We start from the raw sequence: 17348 nt of genomic DNA, 5'->3' as shown, positions 1-17348 counted from the left end.
GCGCTGATGTGCATAAAGCGAGGTGGATATGTTTATCCTTGAAACGCTGAATTTTGTTGTTGATATTCTTAAAGTCCCTTCCGTGCTGGTGGGGTTAATTGCATTAATTGGCCTGGTCGCGCAAAAGAAAGCTTTTTCCGATGTGATAAAAGGGACAATTAAAACGATTCTGGGTTTTATTGTTCTTGGCGGCGGCGCAACGGTGCTGGTAGGATCGTTAAATCCGTTAGGCGGGATGTTTGAGCACGCGTTTAATATTCAGGGCATCATTCCTAATAATGAAGCCATTGTCTCTATTGCTCTCGAGAAATATGGCGCCTCAACCGCGCTTATTATGGCGTTCGGGATGGTGGCGAATATTATTGTCGCCCGCTTCACGCGCCTGAAGTATATCTTCCTGACCGGGCATCATACGTTTTATATGGCCTGCATGATCGGCGTCATTCTGACCGTCGCCGGATTCGACGGGATCGGCCTTGTCTTTACGGGTTCGCTGATTCTGGGGCTGGTGATGGCTTTTTTCCCCGCGCTGGCGCAGCGGTATATGCGGCGGATCACCGGAAATGATGAGATTGCCTTTGGTCACTTCGGCACGCTGGGATACGTGCTGTCAGGCTGGATCGGCAGCGTCTGCGGCAAAGGTTCCCGTTCGACCGAAGAGATGAACTTACCGAAGAACCTGAGCTTCCTGCGTGACAGTTCAATCTCTATCTCCCTGACCATGATGATAATCTATCTGATTATGGCGATCAGCGCCGGTCGGGAATATGTCGAAAGTACCTTCAGCGGCGGGCAGAACTATCTGGTTTACGCCATCATCATGGCGATCACCTTTGCCGCCGGGGTGTTCATTATTCTGCAAGGTGTCCGTTTGATTCTGGCGGAAATCGTCCCGGCGTTTACCGGTTTTTCTGAAAAACTGGTGCCTAACGCGCGACCGGCGCTGGACTGCCCGGTGGTCTATCCCTATGCCCCGAATGCGGTACTGATTGGCTTTCTGTTCAGTTTTCTCGGCGGGCTGGTGGGGCTGTTTCTGTTGGGACAGATGAAACTGGTGCTGATCCTGCCAGGCGTTGTTCCACACTTTTTCACTGGCGCAACGGCCGGGGTGTTTGGTAACGCCACCGGTGGGCGTCGCGGGGCCATGATTGGCGCGTTTGCCAATGGCCTGTTAATCACCTTCCTGCCGGTTCTCCTCTTGCCCGTGCTGGGCGCGATTGGTTTTGCCAATACCACTTTCTCGGATGCCGATTTTGGCGTCGTTGGCATCGTGCTCGGCAACCTGGCGCGTTATCTGTCGCCTTTTGCCATCACGGGACTGGTTGTGGCGTTGTTTGCGCTGTTGGTGGCCTGGAACCTGTTCGCGAAAAACCGGACTGTAACGGGTCAGACTAAGGAAAATAATGGAGCCAAATCATGAGTGTGAAGGCGGTAACGCAACTGGCGCGCGAGATTCGCATCGCCACCCTGAAGTCGCTTATTGATCTCGGCTTTGGCCATTTTGGCGGCTGTATGTCGGTGGTGGAAACGCTGGCGGTTTTGTATGGCGAGGTGATGAACATTGACCCTGCCGATCCGGACTGGCCAGAGCGGGACTATTTCGTGTTATCAAAAGGCCATGCCGGGCCGGCACTGTATAGCACGCTGGCGCTGAAAGGCTACTTCCCGGTCGCAGAGTTGAGCACGCTGAACCAGAACGGCACGCGTCTGCCCAGTCACCCGGACAGTCTTAAGACGCGTGGCGTTGATGCCACGACAGGATCGCTGGGGCAGGGCATTTCTATCGCCGGGGGGATGGCGCTGTCGCACAAACTGGCGCAGCGGACTAACCGGGTATTCTGCATTGTGGGTGATGGCGAGCTCAATGAAGGGCAGTGCTGGGAAGCGTTCCAGTTTATTGCCCACCATCGCCTGAACAACCTGACGGTCTTCATTGACTGGAATAAGCAGCAGCTGGATGGCGAACTGGATGACATCATCCACCCGTTTTGTCTTGAAGATAAATTTCGTGCGTTTGGTTTTGAGGCATTCACGGTGAAAGGGGATGATATCCCCGGCCTGCTGGCGGTGGTCCAACCGGTTCTGGATAGCCAGGCACGTCCACGCGTTGTGATTCTTGACAGCGTCAAAGGGCAGGGGGTGCCGTATCTGGAGCAATTAACCAACTCACATCACCTGCGCCTGACGGATGAGACCAGACATGCGCTGAACGATAATCTTCGCCAACTGGAGGCTACGCATGATTAAGCTCGCGCCCGCAGGACAAAAAGACAGTGTGGAGATGCGCAAGGTTTATGCCGGTTTTGTCGCGAAAGAAGTGGCGGCGGGAAGCCCGATCATTGCGCTGGAAGCGGATTTGATGAGCTCCATGGCGATGGACGGCGTGGCGCGCGAGTATCCGCAGCATGTCATTAATTGCGGCATCATGGAGGCGAACGTTATTGGTACTGCGGCAGGGCTGGCACTGACCGGACGCAAGCCGTTTGTGCATACTTTTACGGCATTCGCCAGTCGCCGCTGTTTCGATCAGCTGTTTATGTCGCTCGATTATCAGCGGAGTAACGTCAAAGTCATCGCCTCCGATGCCGGCGTGACCGCCTGTCATAACGGCGGGACGCACATGTCTTTCGAAGATATGGGCATCGTTCGCGGGCTGGCGCATTCGGTGGTGCTGGAGGTTACTGATGCCGTCATGTTTGACGATATCTTACGCCAACTGATTGACCTCGACGGGTTCTACTGGGTGCGCACCATCCGTAAACAGGCACCGAGTATTTACGCCCCGGGATCGACCTTTACGCTGGGGAAAGGAAATGTGTTGCGGGAAGGCAATGATGTCACCCTGATTGCCAATGGGATTATGGTGGCTGAAGCGCTGGAAGCGGCACGACAACTGGAGCGGATGGGGGTCAGTACGGCCGTCATCGACATGTTCACCCTCAAGCCTGTCGATCGCATGCTGGTGAAGAACTATGCCGAAAAAACGGGGCGGATTGTGACCTGTGAAAATCACAGTATCCATAACGGGCTGGGATCGGCGGTAGCGGAAGTGCTGGTAGAAACCTGCCCGGTTCCGATGCGGCGGGTTGGCGTCAGGGAACGCTATGGACAGGTCGGCACCCAGGACTTCTTGCAGGAAGAGTATGGACTCACCGCGGCGGCGATTGTGACTGCGGCAAAATCACTGCTTTAGAAAGGAGAAGCCGGATGAGCGCTAACGCTTATCCGGCCTACGAGGATAAGAAATATTGTAGGCCGGATAAGACGCGTTAGCGTCGCCATCCGGCATGTTGGATCAATGGTATCCCATAATCTGTGCGCCAATCACCACCACGCTGGACATAATAAACAGCAGTCCCAGCAACGTCGCACCCACTTTCAGCCAGTTACGAAAATCCACCCGACAGACGCCTAACGTCGCCATCAGTGACGCTGAGGTCGGATAGATGATATGGCTAAAGCCATCGCCAAACTGGAACGCCAGCACGGTTACCTGACGATTAACACCTACCAGATCGCCGAGCGGCGCTAACAGCGGCATGGTTAACGCCGCCTGACCGGATCCTGACGTAACAAAGAAATTGAACACGGCCTGGAAGAGCAGCATAAACCACGCGGCAACGGCGTTATCCAGCCCGCTGATGCCGTTGGCAATACTGTGCAACAGCGTATTCAGCACGCTCGCGTCACCTGCTTCGCCGTTGCCTACCAGCAGCAATATACCTTTGGCAAAGCCTACCAGCAGGGCAGGGGCAATCATCATGCGCGCGCCTTCGGTGAAAGAGGACGCCATAATGTTGACCGTCATGCCGTTAAGGCGAAAAATAACGGCGATAATGCCAATCACCAGGCCCATGGTGAAGAACTGGCTGGCGATTTCAGGAATAAACCACGCGTTGACGATGACGCCCCAGACAACCCATACTATCACGCCGGTCAGAACCAGGAGTACCAGCCAGTCGCCGATCGTGAAGCGTCGCTCGACAACATCATCCTGCTGCTCGCGGAAGAAACGGTCAGATTCATGTACGCGCGACAGAAGCGGGTTCTTTTTCACCCGCGAGGCGTAGGCCAGGGTAAACGTCAGGCCAATCAGCGTTGAAATGACCCATACCACGATACGCAGACCGGAACCGGAGAGGACGGGAACGCCGGCGATACCCTGAGCAACCACCACGCAGAAGGGATTCATCCACGAACTGGCAAAGCCAATTTGTGTTGCAATATAGGTCACCAGCACGGTGGTGATACTGTCATAGCCCAGCCTCACCATCAGCGGCGCGATGATGATCGCAAAGGCGACCGCCTCTTCCCCCATACCGAATACCGCGCCGCCCAGCGAGAAGAGAATAAACAACACCGGGATAAACAGAACCTCGTTGCCTTTGGTATGGCGGATCAGCGCCAGAATGCCATTATCAATCGTTCCTGTACGCATGACGATGCCAAACGCGCCACCAATCACCAGCATAAACATGATGATGCCAACGGCGGTGCCGAATTTAGAGCCAGAAGTCAGCCCTTCAAACGGGAAGTTCATCAGGCCCGGACTTTCGTCACCGGTGGTAAAGAACTTCACCGGGTGATACTGCGCTTCACCTGCCTCGTTGGTCAGAATACGAAAGGAGTGCGGGTCGACCACTTTACGGGTTTTTGTCTGACCATCGACCTGGTATTGCACCTCCTGGCTGTCAAACATCCCGACGGGGACAACCCAGGTTGCAAGACTGGTTAAAATGGCGACAAAGAAAATAATCACCAACGTATCGGGCATGGCCCATTTTCTTCTGGTTGGCTGTGTTTCGGTTACTGCAGACATGACAGACTATCCCTGTTGCAAAGCAAAGAGGCTAAGTATGCAAACAGGCGAATGGTTATTCATTGATACAGCGCAGTTAAGCCAAAAAAATCAGATTTTGCAACGCTGAAAGGACGGAAATAAAAAATCCGGAAATCGTTGAAATTTCCGGATGTTGACTGGGCTCGTGAGAGCCCAGGGGAGGCAGTTTACTGCTGCTGCTGTGAAGACTGAATCGCGGTCAGAGCGATGGTGTAGACGATATCGTCAACCAGCGCGCCACGGGACAGGTCGTTCACCGGCTTGCGCATACCCTGCAGCATCGGCCCGATGGAGATCAGGTCGGCTGAACGCTGTACCGCTTTGTAGGTGGTGTTACCGGTGTTCAGATCCGGGAAGATGAACACGGTAGCGCGACCGGCAACCGGAGAGTTCGGCGCTTTGGATTTCGCGACATCAGCCATCACGGCAGCATCGTACTGCAGCGGACCGTCGATCATCAGGTCAGGACGTTTTTCCTGCGCCAGACGAGTCGCTTCACGCACTTTTTCTACGTCGCTACCCGCGCCAGAGGTGCCGGTGGAGTAGGAGAGCATTGCGACGCGCGGTTCGATACCAAAGGCAATTGCGGAATCGGCGGACTGGATTGCGATCTCAGCCAGCTGTTCAGCGGTCGGATCCGGGTTGATCGCGCAGTCGCCGTAAACGTAAACCTGTTCCGGCAGCAGCATGAAGAATACGGAGGAAACCAGTGAACTGCCCGGCGCCGTTTTGATCAGCTGCAGCGGCGGACGAATGGTATTAGCCGTGGTGTGAACGGCACCGGACACCAGACCGTCAACTTCGTCTTGTTCCAGCATCAGCGTACCGAGAACCACGTTGTCTTCCAGCTGTTCGCGGGCAACGGTTTCGGTCATGCCTTTGCTCTTACGCAGTTCAACCAGACGTGCGACATAGCTTTCGCGGACCACTTCCGGGTCAACGATTTCGATGCCAGCGCCGAGTTCAACGCCCTGAGACGCCGCAACGCGGTTGATCTCTTCCGGATTACCCAGCAGCACGCAGGTTGCGATACCACGTTCAGCACAAATGGCTGCCGCTTTCACGGTACGCGGTTCGTCGCCTTCCGGCAGCACAACACGTTTACCGGCTTTACGCGCCAGTTCGGTCAACTGATAGCGGAAAGCTGGCGGAGACAGACGACGGCTACGCTCAGAGGTCGCAGTCAGAGACTCGATCCAGTCAGCGTTGATGTAGTTCGCCACGTACTCCTGAACTTTCTCGATACGTGCGTGATCGTCAACCGGCACTTCCAGGTTGAAGCTCTGCAGGCTCAGAGAGGTCTGCCAGGTATTGGTGTTCACCATGAATACCGGCAGGCCGGTCGCGAAAGCGCGTTCGCACAGTTTAGAGATGCGCGCGTCCATTTCGTAACCACCGGTCAGCAGCAGGGCGCCGATTTCTACGCCGTTCATCGCGGCCAGGCAAGCGGCAACCAGCACGTCCGGACGGTCAGCGGAGGTGACCAGCAGGGAACCGGCACGGAAGTGTTCCAGCATGTGCGGAATGCTACGCGCACAGAAGGTGACAGACTTCACGCGACGCGTGTTGATGTCGCCTTCGTTAACGATGGTGGCATTCAGGTGACGCGCCATGTCGATAGCACGGGTAGCGATCAGATCAAAGCTCCACGGCACTGCGCCGAGAACCGGCATCGGGCTGCTTGCGGTGAGCTGCGCCGGATCAACTTTCACGATCTGCGCTTTGGAAGAGTCGTCGAAAATCTCGGACAGATCCGGGCGAGTACGACCCTGTTCATCAACCGGGGCGTTCAGTTTGTTAACGATAACGCCGGTGATGTTGGTATTTTTTGTGCCGCCGAAGCTGCTGCGAGTCAGTTCAATACGCTCGTTCAGCTGTTCTGGCGTATCGGTGCCCTGAGACATCACGAAGACGATTTCTGCATTCAGCGTTTTAGCGATTTCGTAGTTCAGGGACTGCGCAAACTGGTGTTTACGGGTTGGGACCAGGCCTTCAACCAGTACCACTTCTGCGTCTTTGGTGTTCGCGTGGTAGTTCGCGATGATCTCTTCCATCAGCACATCTTTCTGATTGCTGGACAGCAGAGACTCAACGTGGCTCATCTTCAGCGGTTCAGCCGCTGTGACAGAGGAGTTTGCACGAACGATAGCGGTGGTCTGGTCTGGCGCATCGCCACCGGCGCGTGGCTGGGCGATTGGCTTAAAGACACTCAGACGAACGCCTTTGCGTTCCATAGCGCGGATGACGCCGAGGCTGACGCTGGTCAGGCCGACGCTGGTTCCGGTAGGGATCAGCATAATAATACGGGACACGGTTTATCCTCTTTCGTTACCGCCCGTTGGGCGGGTTACAAAACAGCACCGCCAGCTTAGCTGGCGGTGTGAAATCAGGCAGTCAGACGGCACGCGTCTTGCGCGATAACCAGTTCTTCGTTGGTTGGGATCACCACTGCAGGACGGGTACCTTCCTTGTTGATGAAACCAGACTTGCCGAAACGCGCAGCCAGGTTACGTTCATGATCAACTTCAAAGCCCAGCACGCCCAGTTTACCCAGAGACAGCTCGCGAACCATGGCCGCGTTCTCACCAATACCGCCGGTGAAGACAACCGCGTCCAGACGACCGTCCATCAGCGCCGTGTAGGAACCGATGTACTTCGCCAGACGGTGGCAGTAAACGTCCATTGCACGTTTCGCGTCTTCTTTGGTGGTGTAGTTGTCTTCAACGTAACGGCAGTCGCTGGTGACTTCGGTCAGACCCAGCAGGCCAGACTCTTTGGTCAGCATTTTGTTGATCTGATCAACGCTCATGCCCAGCGTGTCGTGCAGGTGGAAAATGATTGCCGGGTCGATATCACCAGAACGGGTACCCATTACCAGACCTTCCAGCGGGGTCAGACCCATAGAGGTATCAACACATTTACCGTTGCGGATAGCCGAAACAGAACCACCGTTGCCCAGGTGGCAAGTGATGATGTTCAGTTCGTCAACCGGTTTGTTCAGCATTTTTGCCGCTTCCTGAGTGACGAAGAAGTGGCTGGTACCGTGCGCGCCATAACGACGAACGCCGTGTTCTTTGTACAGGCTGTACGGCAGGGCATAGAGGTAAGACTCTTCCGGCATAGTCTGATGGAACGCGGTGTCAAACACGGCTACGTTTTTGTCTTTTAACTGCGGGAAGGATTTCAGCGCTTCTGCGATCCCGATCAGGTGAGCCGGGTTGTGCAGCGGTGCGAAAGAGGCAGAATCTTTGATGCCCTGAATAACAGAGTCATCGATAACCACGGAGCTGGTATACTTCTCGCCGCCGTGTACGATACGGTGACCGATTGCAGTCAACTGCGCAGACAGTTCTGGTTTTTGTGCCAGAATAGTATTAACGATAAAGTTCAGCGCTTCACTGTGAGCGGCGCCTGCACCTAAAGCCGCTTCTTGTTTACCGCCGTCCATTTTCCATTTGATACGTGCTTCTGGGAGATGGAAACATTCGGCTAAACCAGAAAGGTACTCTTCACCGTTAACTGCATCGATGATTGCAAATTTCAGTGAGGAGCTACCGCAGTTCAGAACCAGTACTAACTTACTCGACATGGAAGTACCTATTATTGATACGTGGCTAAAAAAACGTCAGGGAGCCATAGAGCGTAGCGCAGTGTGACGCTGACATTTATGATTAACATCATGCCAGTTGTCTTTTTTGGCATGATGGAAGAAATACCTTTGAGTCTATGCCATTTTGCGTATTTTTCAGCCAATGGCATACTATATGTAAATTTGACGACTCAATGATTTTGGACTACAGGCCATTTACAGGCCGCTACAGGATACCCGATAGTGGGTATCAATGACAAAATGTTTTGAACGTTGTCCCGCATAGTTGTTGTTTTGCACAAATATTTGAATTTTTATATGTGAAGTTGAGGTAAGCCATGTCGACGCCGGATCATCGCTCCGTAAATTTTTTTAGCCTTTTTCGTCGGGGGCAACATTACTCAAAGACGTGGCCAATGGAAAAGCGCCTTGCACCCGTCTTTGTTGAGAATCGCGTGATACGGATGACGCGTTACGCGATCCGCTTTATGCCGCCGATCGCCATCTTTACCCTGTGCTGGCAGATAGCACTGGGCGGCCAGTTAGGGCCTGCCGTCGCCACCGCGTTGTTCGCGCTCAGCCTGCCGATGCAGGGGCTGTGGTGGTTAGGAAAACGTTCCGTCACGCCACTGCCGCCCTCTATTCTGAACTGGTTTTATGAAGTCAGAGGCAAATTACAGGAAGCAGGGCAAGCGCTCACACCGGTTGAAGGGAAACCCGATTACCAGGCGTTAGCTGACACGCTTAAGCGTGCCTTCAAACAACTGGATAAAACTTTCCTTGATGATTTGTAATTGACCCCGGATTACGCATATAAAAGAAGGCATATTGATGCCTTCTTTTTTTTCACTTTTTTCACCGTAGTAGAGTGATACAGGAGTCCCAAATGGAAATGACCAACGCTCAACGTCTTATTTTGTCTAATCAATACAAAATGATGACTATGCTCGATCCGACTAACGCCGAGCGCTATCGTCGTCTGCAGACGATTATTGAACGCGGTTACGGTCTGCAAATGCGCGAACTGGATCGGGAATTTGGCGAGCTGAAAGAGGAAACCTGTCGTACGGTTATCGACATCATGGAGATGTATCATGCCCTGCACGTCTCATGGGCCAATCTGAAAGATGCGCAAAGTATTGATGAGCGTCGGGTGACTTTCCTGGGTTTTGATGCCGCAACGGAAGCGCGCTACCTCGGCTACGTTCGCTTTATGGTGAATGTGGAAGGCCGTTACACCCATTTTGATGCCGGCACACACGGTTTCAACGCCCAGACCCCTATGTGGGAAAAATATCAGCGGATGTTAAGCGCATGGCATGCCTGCCCGCGTCAGTACCATTTGAGCGCCAACGAAATCAACCAAATCATCAATGCCTGAGGAGGTGAACGTGCAGTGCAAAGGCTTTCTGTTTGACCTGGATGGAACTCTGGTTGACTCTTTACCCGCAGTGGAACGCGCATGGTGTAACTGGGCCGATCGTTTTGGGTTGACGCATGACGACGTATTGAGTTTTGTTCATGGCAAGCAGGCGATCACCTCTTTGCGTCACTTTATGGCGGGCAAACCTGAGGCGGAGATCGCCGCTGAATTTACGCGTCTGGAGCGAATTGAAGCGACAGAAACGGCGGGCATCACTGCGCTGCCCGGTGCGGTTGCACTGCTCAACCATCTGAACAAGGCCGGGATTCCGTGGGCGATTGTGACCTCCGGGTCAATGCCGGTTGCTCGTGCGCGTCATCAGGTGGCCAATCTGCCGGCCCCGGAGGTTTTCGTGACCGCTGAGCGGGTCAAACGCGGTAAGCCTGAACCGGATGCCTACCTGTTGGGGGCGCAGTTGCTGGGGTTAGCGCCGCACGAATGCGTGGTGGTGGAAGATGCTCCTGCAGGTGTGCTCTCGGGATTGGCTGCAGGTTGCCATGTTATCGCGGTAAATGCCCCGGCGGACACGCCGCGTCTGGATGAGGTCGATTTCGCGCTGACCAGTCTGGAGCAGCTTTCGGTGACCAAACAACCGAACGGTGATGTGGTCGTATTAAGAAATACCTGATCATGATTTAGCCCCGATTTGTCGGGGCTTTTTTATGGCAGAATCACTCCATCTTCTCATCTGACAAGGATAGGTTGTGAACGGTGAATTGATCTGGGTTCTCTCGCTGTTGGCGATTGCCGTTATTTTGTTTGCGACGGGCAGAGTGCGTATGGACGCGGTAGCTCTGTTGGTCATCGTAGCCTTTGTTCTGAGTGGAACATTGAGTCTTACCGAAGCCTTTTCTGGTTTCAGCGACCCTAACGTGGTGTTGATTGCCGCGCTGTTTATCATCGGCGACGGACTGGTGCGTACCGGCGTGGCGACCGTCATGGGCACCTGGCTGGTGAAAATGGCGGGCAGTAGCGAAGTTAAGATGCTGGTCCTGCTGATGCTGACCGTTGCCGGACTGGGCGCGTTTATGAGTTCAACTGGCGTTGTCGCTATCTTTATCCCCGTGGTACTCAGCGTCTCGATGCGTATGCAAACCTCGCCATCGCGCCTGATGATGCCACTGAGTTTCGCAGGGCTTATCAGCGGTATGATGACGCTGGTGGCCACCCCGCCAAACCTGGTGGTTAACAGTGAATTGCTGCGTGAAGGCCATGCTGGTTTCAGTTTCTTCAGCGTTACACCTATCGGTCTGGTCGTGCTGGTGCTGGGCATTATCTATATGCTGCTGATGCGTTTTATGCTCAAAGGCGACAATCCGCAACAGCAACGGGATGGCTGGAAGCGTCGTACCTTCCGCGATTTGATCAAAGAATATCGGCTGACCGGGCGTGCGCGTCGACTGGCGATTCGTCCGGGGTCGCCGATGATCGGTCAGCGCCTCGACGATCTCAAACTGCGCGAGCGCTATGGCGCCAACGTGATCGGTGTTGAACGCTGGCGGCGTTTTCGGCGGGTGATTGTGAATGTGAACGGGGTTTCGGAGTTTCGCGCCCGCGACGTATTGTTGATTGATATGTCTGCCGCCGATGTCGATCTCCGTGAATTCTGTAGCGAGCAATTGCTGGAGCCGATGGTGCTGCGCGGGGAATATTTCTCTGATCAGGCGCTGGATGTGGGAATGGCGGAAATTTCGCTGATCCCGGAATCGGAGCTGATTGGCAAGTCGGTGCGGGAAATTGGTTTTCGTACCCGTTACGGGCTGAACGTGGTCGGTCTGAAACGCGACGGCGTGGCGATCGAGGGCTCGCTTGCTGATGAGCCGCTGCTGATGGGCGATATCATCCTGGTCGTCGGTAACTGGAAGCTGATCGGTATGCTGGCGAAGCAGGGGCGAGATTTTGTTGCGCTTAACCTGCCGGAAGAGGTGAGCGAGGCGTCACCTGCGCACAGCCAGGCCCCGCACGCTATTTTCTGTCTGGTTCTGATGGTCGCGCTGATGCTGACCGACGAAATTCCTAATACCGTTGCGGCAATTGTTGCCTGTCTGCTGATGGGGAAATTCCGCTGCATTGACGCCGAAAGCGCGTACAAAGCGATTCACTGGCCAAGTATCATTTTGATCGTCGGCATGATGCCTTTTGCGCTGGCGCTGCAAAAGACCGGCGGTGTGGATTTGGCGGTGAAAGGGTTGATGGACGTCGGCGGCGGCTATGGGCCGTACATGATGTTGGGGTGTTTGTTTGTGCTGTGTGCGACCATTGGCCTGTTTATCTCAAATACCGCGACGGCGGTATTAATGGCGCCGATTGCCCTGGCGGCGGCGAAATCGATGGGCGTTTCCCCTTATCCATTTGCGATGGTGATCGCGATGGCGGCGTCAGCGGCCTTTATGACGCCGGTTTCATCACCGGTCAACACGCTGGTGTTAGGGCCGGGGAATTACAGCTTTAGCGATTTTTTGAAGCTGGGCGTTCCGTTTACGATTATTGTGATGGTGGTGTGTGTGTTGATGATCCCGCTACTGTTCCCGTTCTGACCTGCTGCCCGGTGGCGCTGACGCTTACCGGGCCTACGTGACGTTCATATCATTCGGACATGACTGGATGCGATCTGTAGGCCGGATAAGACGTTTACGTCACCATCCGGCAACATGGCTTACAATGGAGAATCCTGGCTAATTTCATCAAGAGAAAGGTGGAAGCTGGGGACAAAGACCTCCATGAAATAGTCCATCTCCGGGCTCCGGCGTGATTCCAGCGTTTTTTCCAGCCGCGTCTTCGCCAGCAGGAATTCATTATTTCCCGCCGACAACTCTTCCAGACACTTCAGATACGCACACAGCGCGTCGGCCTGTTTCACAATTGATTTTTCTTCTTCGCTATATGCATGCTCATCAATCAGCGGCGCAAAAATATCCCGCAATTCATCGGGCACCATATCGACCAGTTTCTGCTGAGCGATTTTCTCAATCGCCTTATATTCCTGGGCGATTTGCGAATTGAAATATTTCACCGGCGTGGGCAGATCGCCAGTCAGCACTTCTGACGCGTCGTGATACATCGCCAGTAACGCAATGCGCTCGGCATTAACCTGACCGGCAAATTTCCGGTTTTTGATTGCCGCCAGCGCATGGGCCACCATCGCGACCTGGAGGCTATGCTCAGAGACGTTTTCTGTGCGCACATTGCGCATTAAAGGCCAGCGGTTAATGAGTTTGAGGCGGGAGAGATGGGCAAAAAAATGACTCTGCTTCATAGTGATCTTTTCATGATAACAACCTGGAGGTCATTGTGCGCAGAGAAGGCCGCCGGATGCAAATACCGGCAGCCCATTTCAGATTACAACTGCCGATATCCCGACAGGAAACGTTCAAATTTACTCAGCGACATTTCGATATCGTCAATGCGGGGCAGGGTGACGATACGCACATGGTCTGGCCACGGCCAGTTAAACGCCGTGCCCTGAACCAGCAGGACTTTTTCCTGTAACAGGAAATCGAGCACCATTTTCTGGTCGTCGTGAATATTGAAACGTTTGGCGTCAATTTTCGGGAACATATACAGTGCACCGCGCGGCTTCACGCAGGAGACGCCCGGAATATCGTTGATCAATTCCCAGGCGCGGTTGCGCTGCTCATACAGACGTCCACCGGGCATGATAAATTCACTGATGCTTTGGTAACCGCCCAGCGCCGTCTGAATCGCGTGCTGCGCCGGCACGTTGGCACAAAGACGCATCGATGCCAGCATCTCCAGCCCTTCGATATAACCTTTCGCATGTTTCTTCGGACCGTTGAGAACCATCCAGCCCTGACGGAATCCGGCCACGCGATAGGTTTTGGACAGGCCGTTAAACGTGATGGTCAGCAGGTCTGGCGCCATCGCGGCAATGGAATGGTGCTCGGCGTCGTCATACAGGATTTTATCGTAGATCTCATCGGCAAAGATGATGAGGTTATTCTGCCGCGCGATCTCGACTATCTCCATCAACAGTTCTTTGGAATAGACCGCACCGGTCGGGTTGTTTGGGTTAATAATGACTATCCCACGGGTACGCGGCGTGATTTTTGCGCGGATGTCGTCAAGGTCCGGGAACCAGTCGGACGACTCATCACACAGATAATGCACTGCATTCCCACCGGAGAGCGCGACGGCCGCCGTCCACAGCGGGTAATCCGGCGCGGGCACCAGCATTTCGTCCCCACTGTTCAGCAATGCCTGCATCGCCTGCACAATCAGTTCCGAAACGCCATTGCCGATATAGATATCTTCGACGGTGACGTCACGCATACCACGAGCCTGATAATGCTGCATGATGGCTTTACGTGCGGAATAGAGGCCTTTCGAATCGGAATAACCCTGCGCGGTAGGCAAATTACGAATGACGTCCACCAGAATCTCATCGGGGGCATCAAAGCCAAAGGGGGCGGGGTTACCAATGTTCAGTTTCAGGACTTTATTGCCTTCTTCTTCAAGGCGTTTCGCTTCCTTCAGAACAGGACCGCGGATGTCATAACAGACGTTATCTAATTTGCTGGATTTCTCAATGGGGGACATGAATCTTGACCTTTATGCTGTTATCACCACTTCCTGCCGTGGAAGTCAGTTTGAAACAATGTACTCCCACGGCGGGGCGTTTTGAAGGCTTTGCAGAAGAAGATTTTGCTGAATGGTTAAGCGCTATTATGCTGTCATTGACTGGTTTTTAACGGTTTTGCAGAGATAAAAATAGTTGTTGTTGTATTTTTCAGCATGATATTTCAGAGTTTTTGCTTTTGGGTGGCGTATTCTCTTGCCGGGAAAAGGTTCTGCGCTCGTGAAATTTCGGGGTGACTCTTACGTCATTTAATAATTCGTAAATACTGAAAGATTAACTGTCGGCTGTGTTATCGGGATGTACGGGAACCCTGATGGTGTAAATCTAATGTTAAGCAGGATTTATGAATGACCTTGGATCTCATTAATTATTATTTAATAATTAAAAAGGCTTTACGTAGGTCGGGAATAATAGCAGCCTGGTTTGAGAAACATAACAAAACTTTGCATCAGATTATTCGTATTAAGGCTTATAAATAAAAAGGTTTTAGGTTAAGATACGCCAGAGGAAAAGACATGTGGTCGCGTGATTTGTTAATATCCCGAATGGGGTTTTGCGGCTAACTTACTGCCATGTATGCTTATTTCTCGTTGATGTATGCTCAGTTCCATTCTTTACATTTACACTTTTACATCCAGACAATGGCAGAAATCTGCATACACTTTAATAGGTCAGCCCGTTCTTAACGAAATAACCTGAGTGATCGCGTAAGGTATTATTACGTAAGAAAGGGAGTAGCATTTCGCCAGTCTCATGATATACCTATTTACTTTCACCTGCTGTCAGCAGGTGACTCTGCTAAGGAAGCGCATTACAAAGGGAATTGCTTGATTTTGTATGCACAGCATTAACAAGCTCAGTATGAGCCGCCAGTAAGTGAAAAATTATGATAAATGCAAATCGTCCGATAATTAACCTCGACCTCGATCTGCTGAGAACATTTGTTGCTGTTGCCGATCTGAACACATTTGCAGCAGCAGCTGCAGCGGTGTGTCGTACTCAGTCTGCGGTGAGCCAACAGATGCAGCGCCTCGAGCAGCTCGTGGGAAAAGAACTCTTCGCTCGTCACGGTCGTAACAAACTGTTGACTGAACACGGCATTCAGCTTCTGGGTTACGCCAGAAAAATTTTACGTTTCAATGATGAGGCTTGCTCATCATTGATGTTCAGCAATCTTCAGGGAGTATTAACTATCGGGGCTTCTGATGAATCCGCCGATACGATACTGCCCTTTCTTCTGAATCGCATTAGTTCGGTTTATCCGAAACTTGCGCTGGATGTCAGGGTGAAGCGAAATGCCTTCATGCTCGACATGCTGAAATCGCAAGAGGTGGATCTGATTGTTACCACCAATCGTCCCGGATCGTTTGAAAGCCTGACGCTGCGTACCTCCCCGACGCACTGGTACTGTGCCGCAGAGTATGTGCTGCAAAAGGGCGAACCGGTTCCGCTGGTGTTGTTGGACGATCCCAGTCCGTTCCGTGATGTGGTCCTTGCCACCCTGAATGCGGCGAATATCCCCTGGCGACTGGCCTATGTCGCGTCGACACTGCCAGCGGTACGCGCGGCGGTGAAGGCCGGTCTCGGCGTGACGGCGCGCCCGGTAGAAATGATGAGCCCGGACCTGCGCGTGCTGGGGGCAGTTGACGGATTACCCCCGTTGCCGGACACCGAATACCTGCTCTGCCGTGACCCGGCATCGAAGAACGATCTGGCGCAGGTCATCTATCAGGCGATGGATACCTGGCAGAATCCGTGGCAGTACAGTCCGATTACCCCGGAAGGGGGAGATGATTCCGTGCTGGTCGAAGGAGACTATGAGTAACGGATCACAAAAAAGTCATTAAAAAATGTAAGTGTAAAAAAGAGCCACTGGTGATTAAAAAACATCCAGTGGTTCTTTTTTTGTACTAATATCCTTAACGGACGGGGGAAAAAGGTAAAAATCCTCATAAATCAGCGAGTAGACGTTGCGATAAAAAAAACGCGTAAAAAATAAGCAAAATTCGCAACTCAACGCTCTCATGTTAAAAAACGAGAGAAATTGTTGCTGTTTTTTGGGGTGGATTAACAAAAGCGTGTCACAGATCAAGAAAATACTCCTTTTTAGGGGAAGGCTTTTGGATCAATTCCTGTCAAAATAGGCGCGATTTTTCCTACTTACTTCACAACGGACACGATTCAACAACATCCCTTTTTAGCCTGTGAATCGATCAACACGGTGCTAAAGCGCATTAAATGTTAAGGGTGTTGTTATCATGTAAATTAATGTGAGGAAACTTTTGTCAAAGTTGACAAAAGGTTATAGAAAGGAGTAAAAAACCCCATCAATTGGCTGTCTAAAACATTTGTTGCAGCGATTGTAAGGTTTTTTTTATTCCTCCCCATGAATCGATGTGGCGTTCATCTGCCGAAAAGAGCAGAGAATTTGGCGCTACTTTTGATGAGTAAGCAATGAGTATGTCAACATCCACTGAAGTCATCGCTCATCACTGGGCATTCGCTATCTTTCTTATTGTTGCCATTGGCCTGTGCTGCCTGATGCTTATCGGCGGTTGGTTTTTAGGCGGTCGCGCACGCGCGAGGTCAAAAAACACCCCGTTTGAATCAGGTATCGACTCGGTCGGCACCGCCCGCTTACGCCTGTCTGCCAAGTTTTATCTGGTAGCCATGTTCTTCGTTATCTTCGACGTTGAAGCGCTGTATCTGTTCGCATGGTCGACCTCTATCCGTGAAAGCGGCTGGGTTGGCTTTGTGGAAGCTGCAATTTTTATTTTTGTGTTACTGGCAGGTCTGGTTTATCTGGTGCGTATTGGCGCGCTGGACTGGACGCCCGCGCGTTCACGCCGCGAGCGTATGAACCCGGAAACGAACAGTATCGCTAATCGTCAACGCTAAC

The 17348-nt window shown here is 52.7% G+C and carries 15 protein-coding genes; 10 read left to right on the top strand and 5 right to left on the bottom strand.

Annotated elements, in window-relative coordinates:
- Nucleotides 1-28: 28 nt before the first annotated feature.
- Genes ACERJC_RS11015 through ACERJC_RS11005 form a run of 3 tightly spaced genes read left to right on the top strand, consistent with a single transcriptional unit; the run spans nt 29 to nt 3193 of the window.
- Nucleotides 29-1420 (top strand): PTS ascorbate transporter subunit IIC, encoded by a 1392-nt coding sequence (locus tag ACERJC_RS11015; RefSeq protein WP_373671654.1) that lies wholly within the window; start codon nt 29-31, stop codon nt 1418-1420.
- Nucleotides 1417-2247: a transketolase gene (locus ACERJC_RS11010; RefSeq protein ID WP_373671653.1), complete on the top strand. Its 831-nt coding sequence runs from the start codon at nt 1417-1419 to the stop codon at nt 2245-2247. Before ACERJC_RS11015 ends, ACERJC_RS11010 begins: the two co-directional genes overlap by 4 nt.
- Nucleotides 2240-3193: a transketolase family protein gene (locus tag ACERJC_RS11005; RefSeq protein ID WP_152403353.1), complete on the top strand. Its 954-nt coding sequence runs from the start codon at nt 2240-2242 to the stop codon at nt 3191-3193. The genes ACERJC_RS11010 and ACERJC_RS11005 overlap by 8 nt, the downstream gene beginning before the upstream one ends.
- Nucleotides 3194-3295: 102 nt before the next feature.
- On the opposite strand, the gene yfcC is transcribed toward ACERJC_RS11005, so the two are convergent.
- The 3 genes from yfcC to ackA all read right to left on the bottom strand — a co-directional run bounded on the left by yfcC (nt 3296) and on the right by ackA (nt 8429).
- Nucleotides 3296-4819: a putative basic amino acid antiporter YfcC gene (gene yfcC / locus ACERJC_RS11000; protein WP_373671652.1), complete on the bottom strand. Its 1524-nt coding sequence runs from the start codon at nt 4817-4819 to the stop codon at nt 3296-3298.
- 188 nt (nt 4820-5007) lie between these two features.
- The gene (gene pta / locus ACERJC_RS10995; protein ID WP_373671651.1) at nt 5008-7152 is read right to left on the bottom strand and encodes a phosphate acetyltransferase; all 2145 of its coding nucleotides are present in this window, start codon (nt 7150-7152) and stop codon (nt 5008-5010) included.
- Between the two features lie 74 nt (nt 7153-7226).
- A complete protein-coding gene (ackA, locus tag ACERJC_RS10990; protein WP_152403359.1) occupies nt 7227-8429 on the bottom strand; it encodes an acetate kinase in 1203 nt (400 codons plus the stop codon).
- A gap of 338 nt (nt 8430-8767) precedes the next feature.
- Here ackA and yfbV point away from each other — a divergent pair, with 338 nt between their 5' ends.
- From yfbV to ACERJC_RS10970, 4 genes are all read left to right on the top strand, one after another.
- A complete protein-coding gene (gene yfbV, locus ACERJC_RS10985; RefSeq protein ID WP_373671650.1) occupies nt 8768-9223 on the top strand; it encodes a terminus macrodomain insulation protein YfbV in 456 nt (151 codons plus the stop codon).
- Nucleotides 9224-9315: 92 nt separating this feature from the next.
- Complete coding sequence (locus tag ACERJC_RS10980; RefSeq protein WP_042290698.1) at nt 9316-9810, top strand: YfbU family protein; 495 nt, start codon at nt 9316-9318, stop codon at nt 9808-9810.
- The gene (locus ACERJC_RS10975) at nt 9803-10480 is read left to right on the top strand and encodes a sugar phosphatase (protein WP_152403361.1); all 678 of its coding nucleotides are present in this window, start codon (nt 9803-9805) and stop codon (nt 10478-10480) included. The genes ACERJC_RS10980 and ACERJC_RS10975 overlap by 8 nt, the downstream gene beginning before the upstream one ends.
- Before the next feature lie 76 nt (nt 10481-10556).
- Nucleotides 10557-12389: an SLC13 family permease gene (locus tag ACERJC_RS10970; RefSeq protein WP_371894578.1), complete on the top strand. Its 1833-nt coding sequence runs from the start codon at nt 10557-10559 to the stop codon at nt 12387-12389.
- Nucleotides 12390-12508: 119 nt separating this feature from the next.
- Here the strand turns inward: ACERJC_RS10970 and yfbR are convergent, their stop codons facing one another.
- The gene (gene yfbR / locus ACERJC_RS10965) at nt 12509-13108 is read right to left on the bottom strand and encodes a 5'-deoxynucleotidase (protein WP_042317802.1); all 600 of its coding nucleotides are present in this window, start codon (nt 13106-13108) and stop codon (nt 12509-12511) included.
- An 83-nt stretch (nt 13109-13191) separates the two neighbouring features.
- The gene (gene alaA, locus ACERJC_RS10960) at nt 13192-14409 is read right to left on the bottom strand and encodes an alanine transaminase AlaA (RefSeq protein WP_373671649.1); all 1218 of its coding nucleotides are present in this window, start codon (nt 14407-14409) and stop codon (nt 13192-13194) included.
- Nucleotides 14410-14423: 14 nt separating this feature from the next.
- On the opposite strand from alaA, the gene ACERJC_RS10955 reads away from it, so the two are divergent.
- From ACERJC_RS10955 to nuoA, 3 genes are all read left to right on the top strand, one after another.
- Nucleotides 14424-14561: a hypothetical protein gene (locus ACERJC_RS10955; RefSeq protein WP_373671648.1), complete on the top strand. Its 138-nt coding sequence runs from the start codon at nt 14424-14426 to the stop codon at nt 14559-14561.
- Between the two features lie 774 nt (nt 14562-15335).
- Complete coding sequence (lrhA, locus tag ACERJC_RS10950) at nt 15336-16274, top strand: transcriptional regulator LrhA (RefSeq protein ID WP_042317805.1); 939 nt, start codon at nt 15336-15338, stop codon at nt 16272-16274.
- 629 nt (nt 16275-16903) lie between these two features.
- Entirely contained in the window at nt 16904-17347 is a 444-nt protein-coding gene (nuoA, locus tag ACERJC_RS10945) for an NADH-quinone oxidoreductase subunit NuoA (RefSeq protein WP_042317806.1), read from the top strand.
- Nucleotide 17348: the final 1 nt, after the last annotated feature.

Origin of the sequence: Citrobacter telavivensis (assembly GCF_041807075.1) — a bacterium.
GTDB lineage: Bacteria > Pseudomonadota > Gammaproteobacteria > Enterobacterales > Enterobacteriaceae > Citrobacter_A > Citrobacter_A telavivensis.
The sequence above is the reverse complement of the archived record's forward strand: the minus strand, read 5'-3'. Positions and strand labels throughout refer to the sequence as shown.

Coding starts and splice junctions, on each gene's coding strand:
- ACERJC_RS11010 (WP_373671653.1), top strand. CDS start 1,417: ATGAGTGTGAAGGCGGTAACGCAACTGGCGCGCGAGATTCGCATCGCC.
- ACERJC_RS10975 (WP_152403361.1), top strand. CDS start 9,803: ATGCCTGAGGAGGTGAACGTGCAGTGCAAAGGCTTTCTGTTTGACCTG.
- ACERJC_RS11005 (WP_152403353.1), top strand. CDS start 2,240: ATGATTAAGCTCGCGCCCGCAGGACAAAAAGACAGTGTGGAGATGCGC.
- lrhA (WP_042317805.1), top strand. CDS start 15,336: ATGATAAATGCAAATCGTCCGATAATTAACCTCGACCTCGATCTGCTG.
- ackA (WP_152403359.1), bottom strand. CDS start 8,429: ATGTCGAGTAAGTTAGTACTGGTTCTGAACTGCGGTAGCTCCTCACTG.
- nuoA (WP_042317806.1), top strand. CDS start 16,904: ATGAGTATGTCAACATCCACTGAAGTCATCGCTCATCACTGGGCATTC.
- ACERJC_RS11015 (WP_373671654.1), top strand. CDS start 29: ATGTTTATCCTTGAAACGCTGAATTTTGTTGTTGATATTCTTAAAGTC.
- yfbR (WP_042317802.1), bottom strand. CDS start 13,108: ATGAAGCAGAGTCATTTTTTTGCCCATCTCTCCCGCCTCAAACTCATT.
- alaA (WP_373671649.1), bottom strand. CDS start 14,409: ATGTCCCCCATTGAGAAATCCAGCAAATTAGATAACGTCTGTTATGAC.
- ACERJC_RS10980 (WP_042290698.1), top strand. CDS start 9,316: ATGGAAATGACCAACGCTCAACGTCTTATTTTGTCTAATCAATACAAA.
- ACERJC_RS10955 (WP_373671648.1), top strand. CDS start 14,424: ATGCTGTTATCACCACTTCCTGCCGTGGAAGTCAGTTTGAAACAATGT.
- yfcC (WP_373671652.1), bottom strand. CDS start 4,819: ATGTCTGCAGTAACCGAAACACAGCCAACCAGAAGAAAATGGGCCATG.
- yfbV (WP_373671650.1), top strand. CDS start 8,768: ATGTCGACGCCGGATCATCGCTCCGTAAATTTTTTTAGCCTTTTTCGT.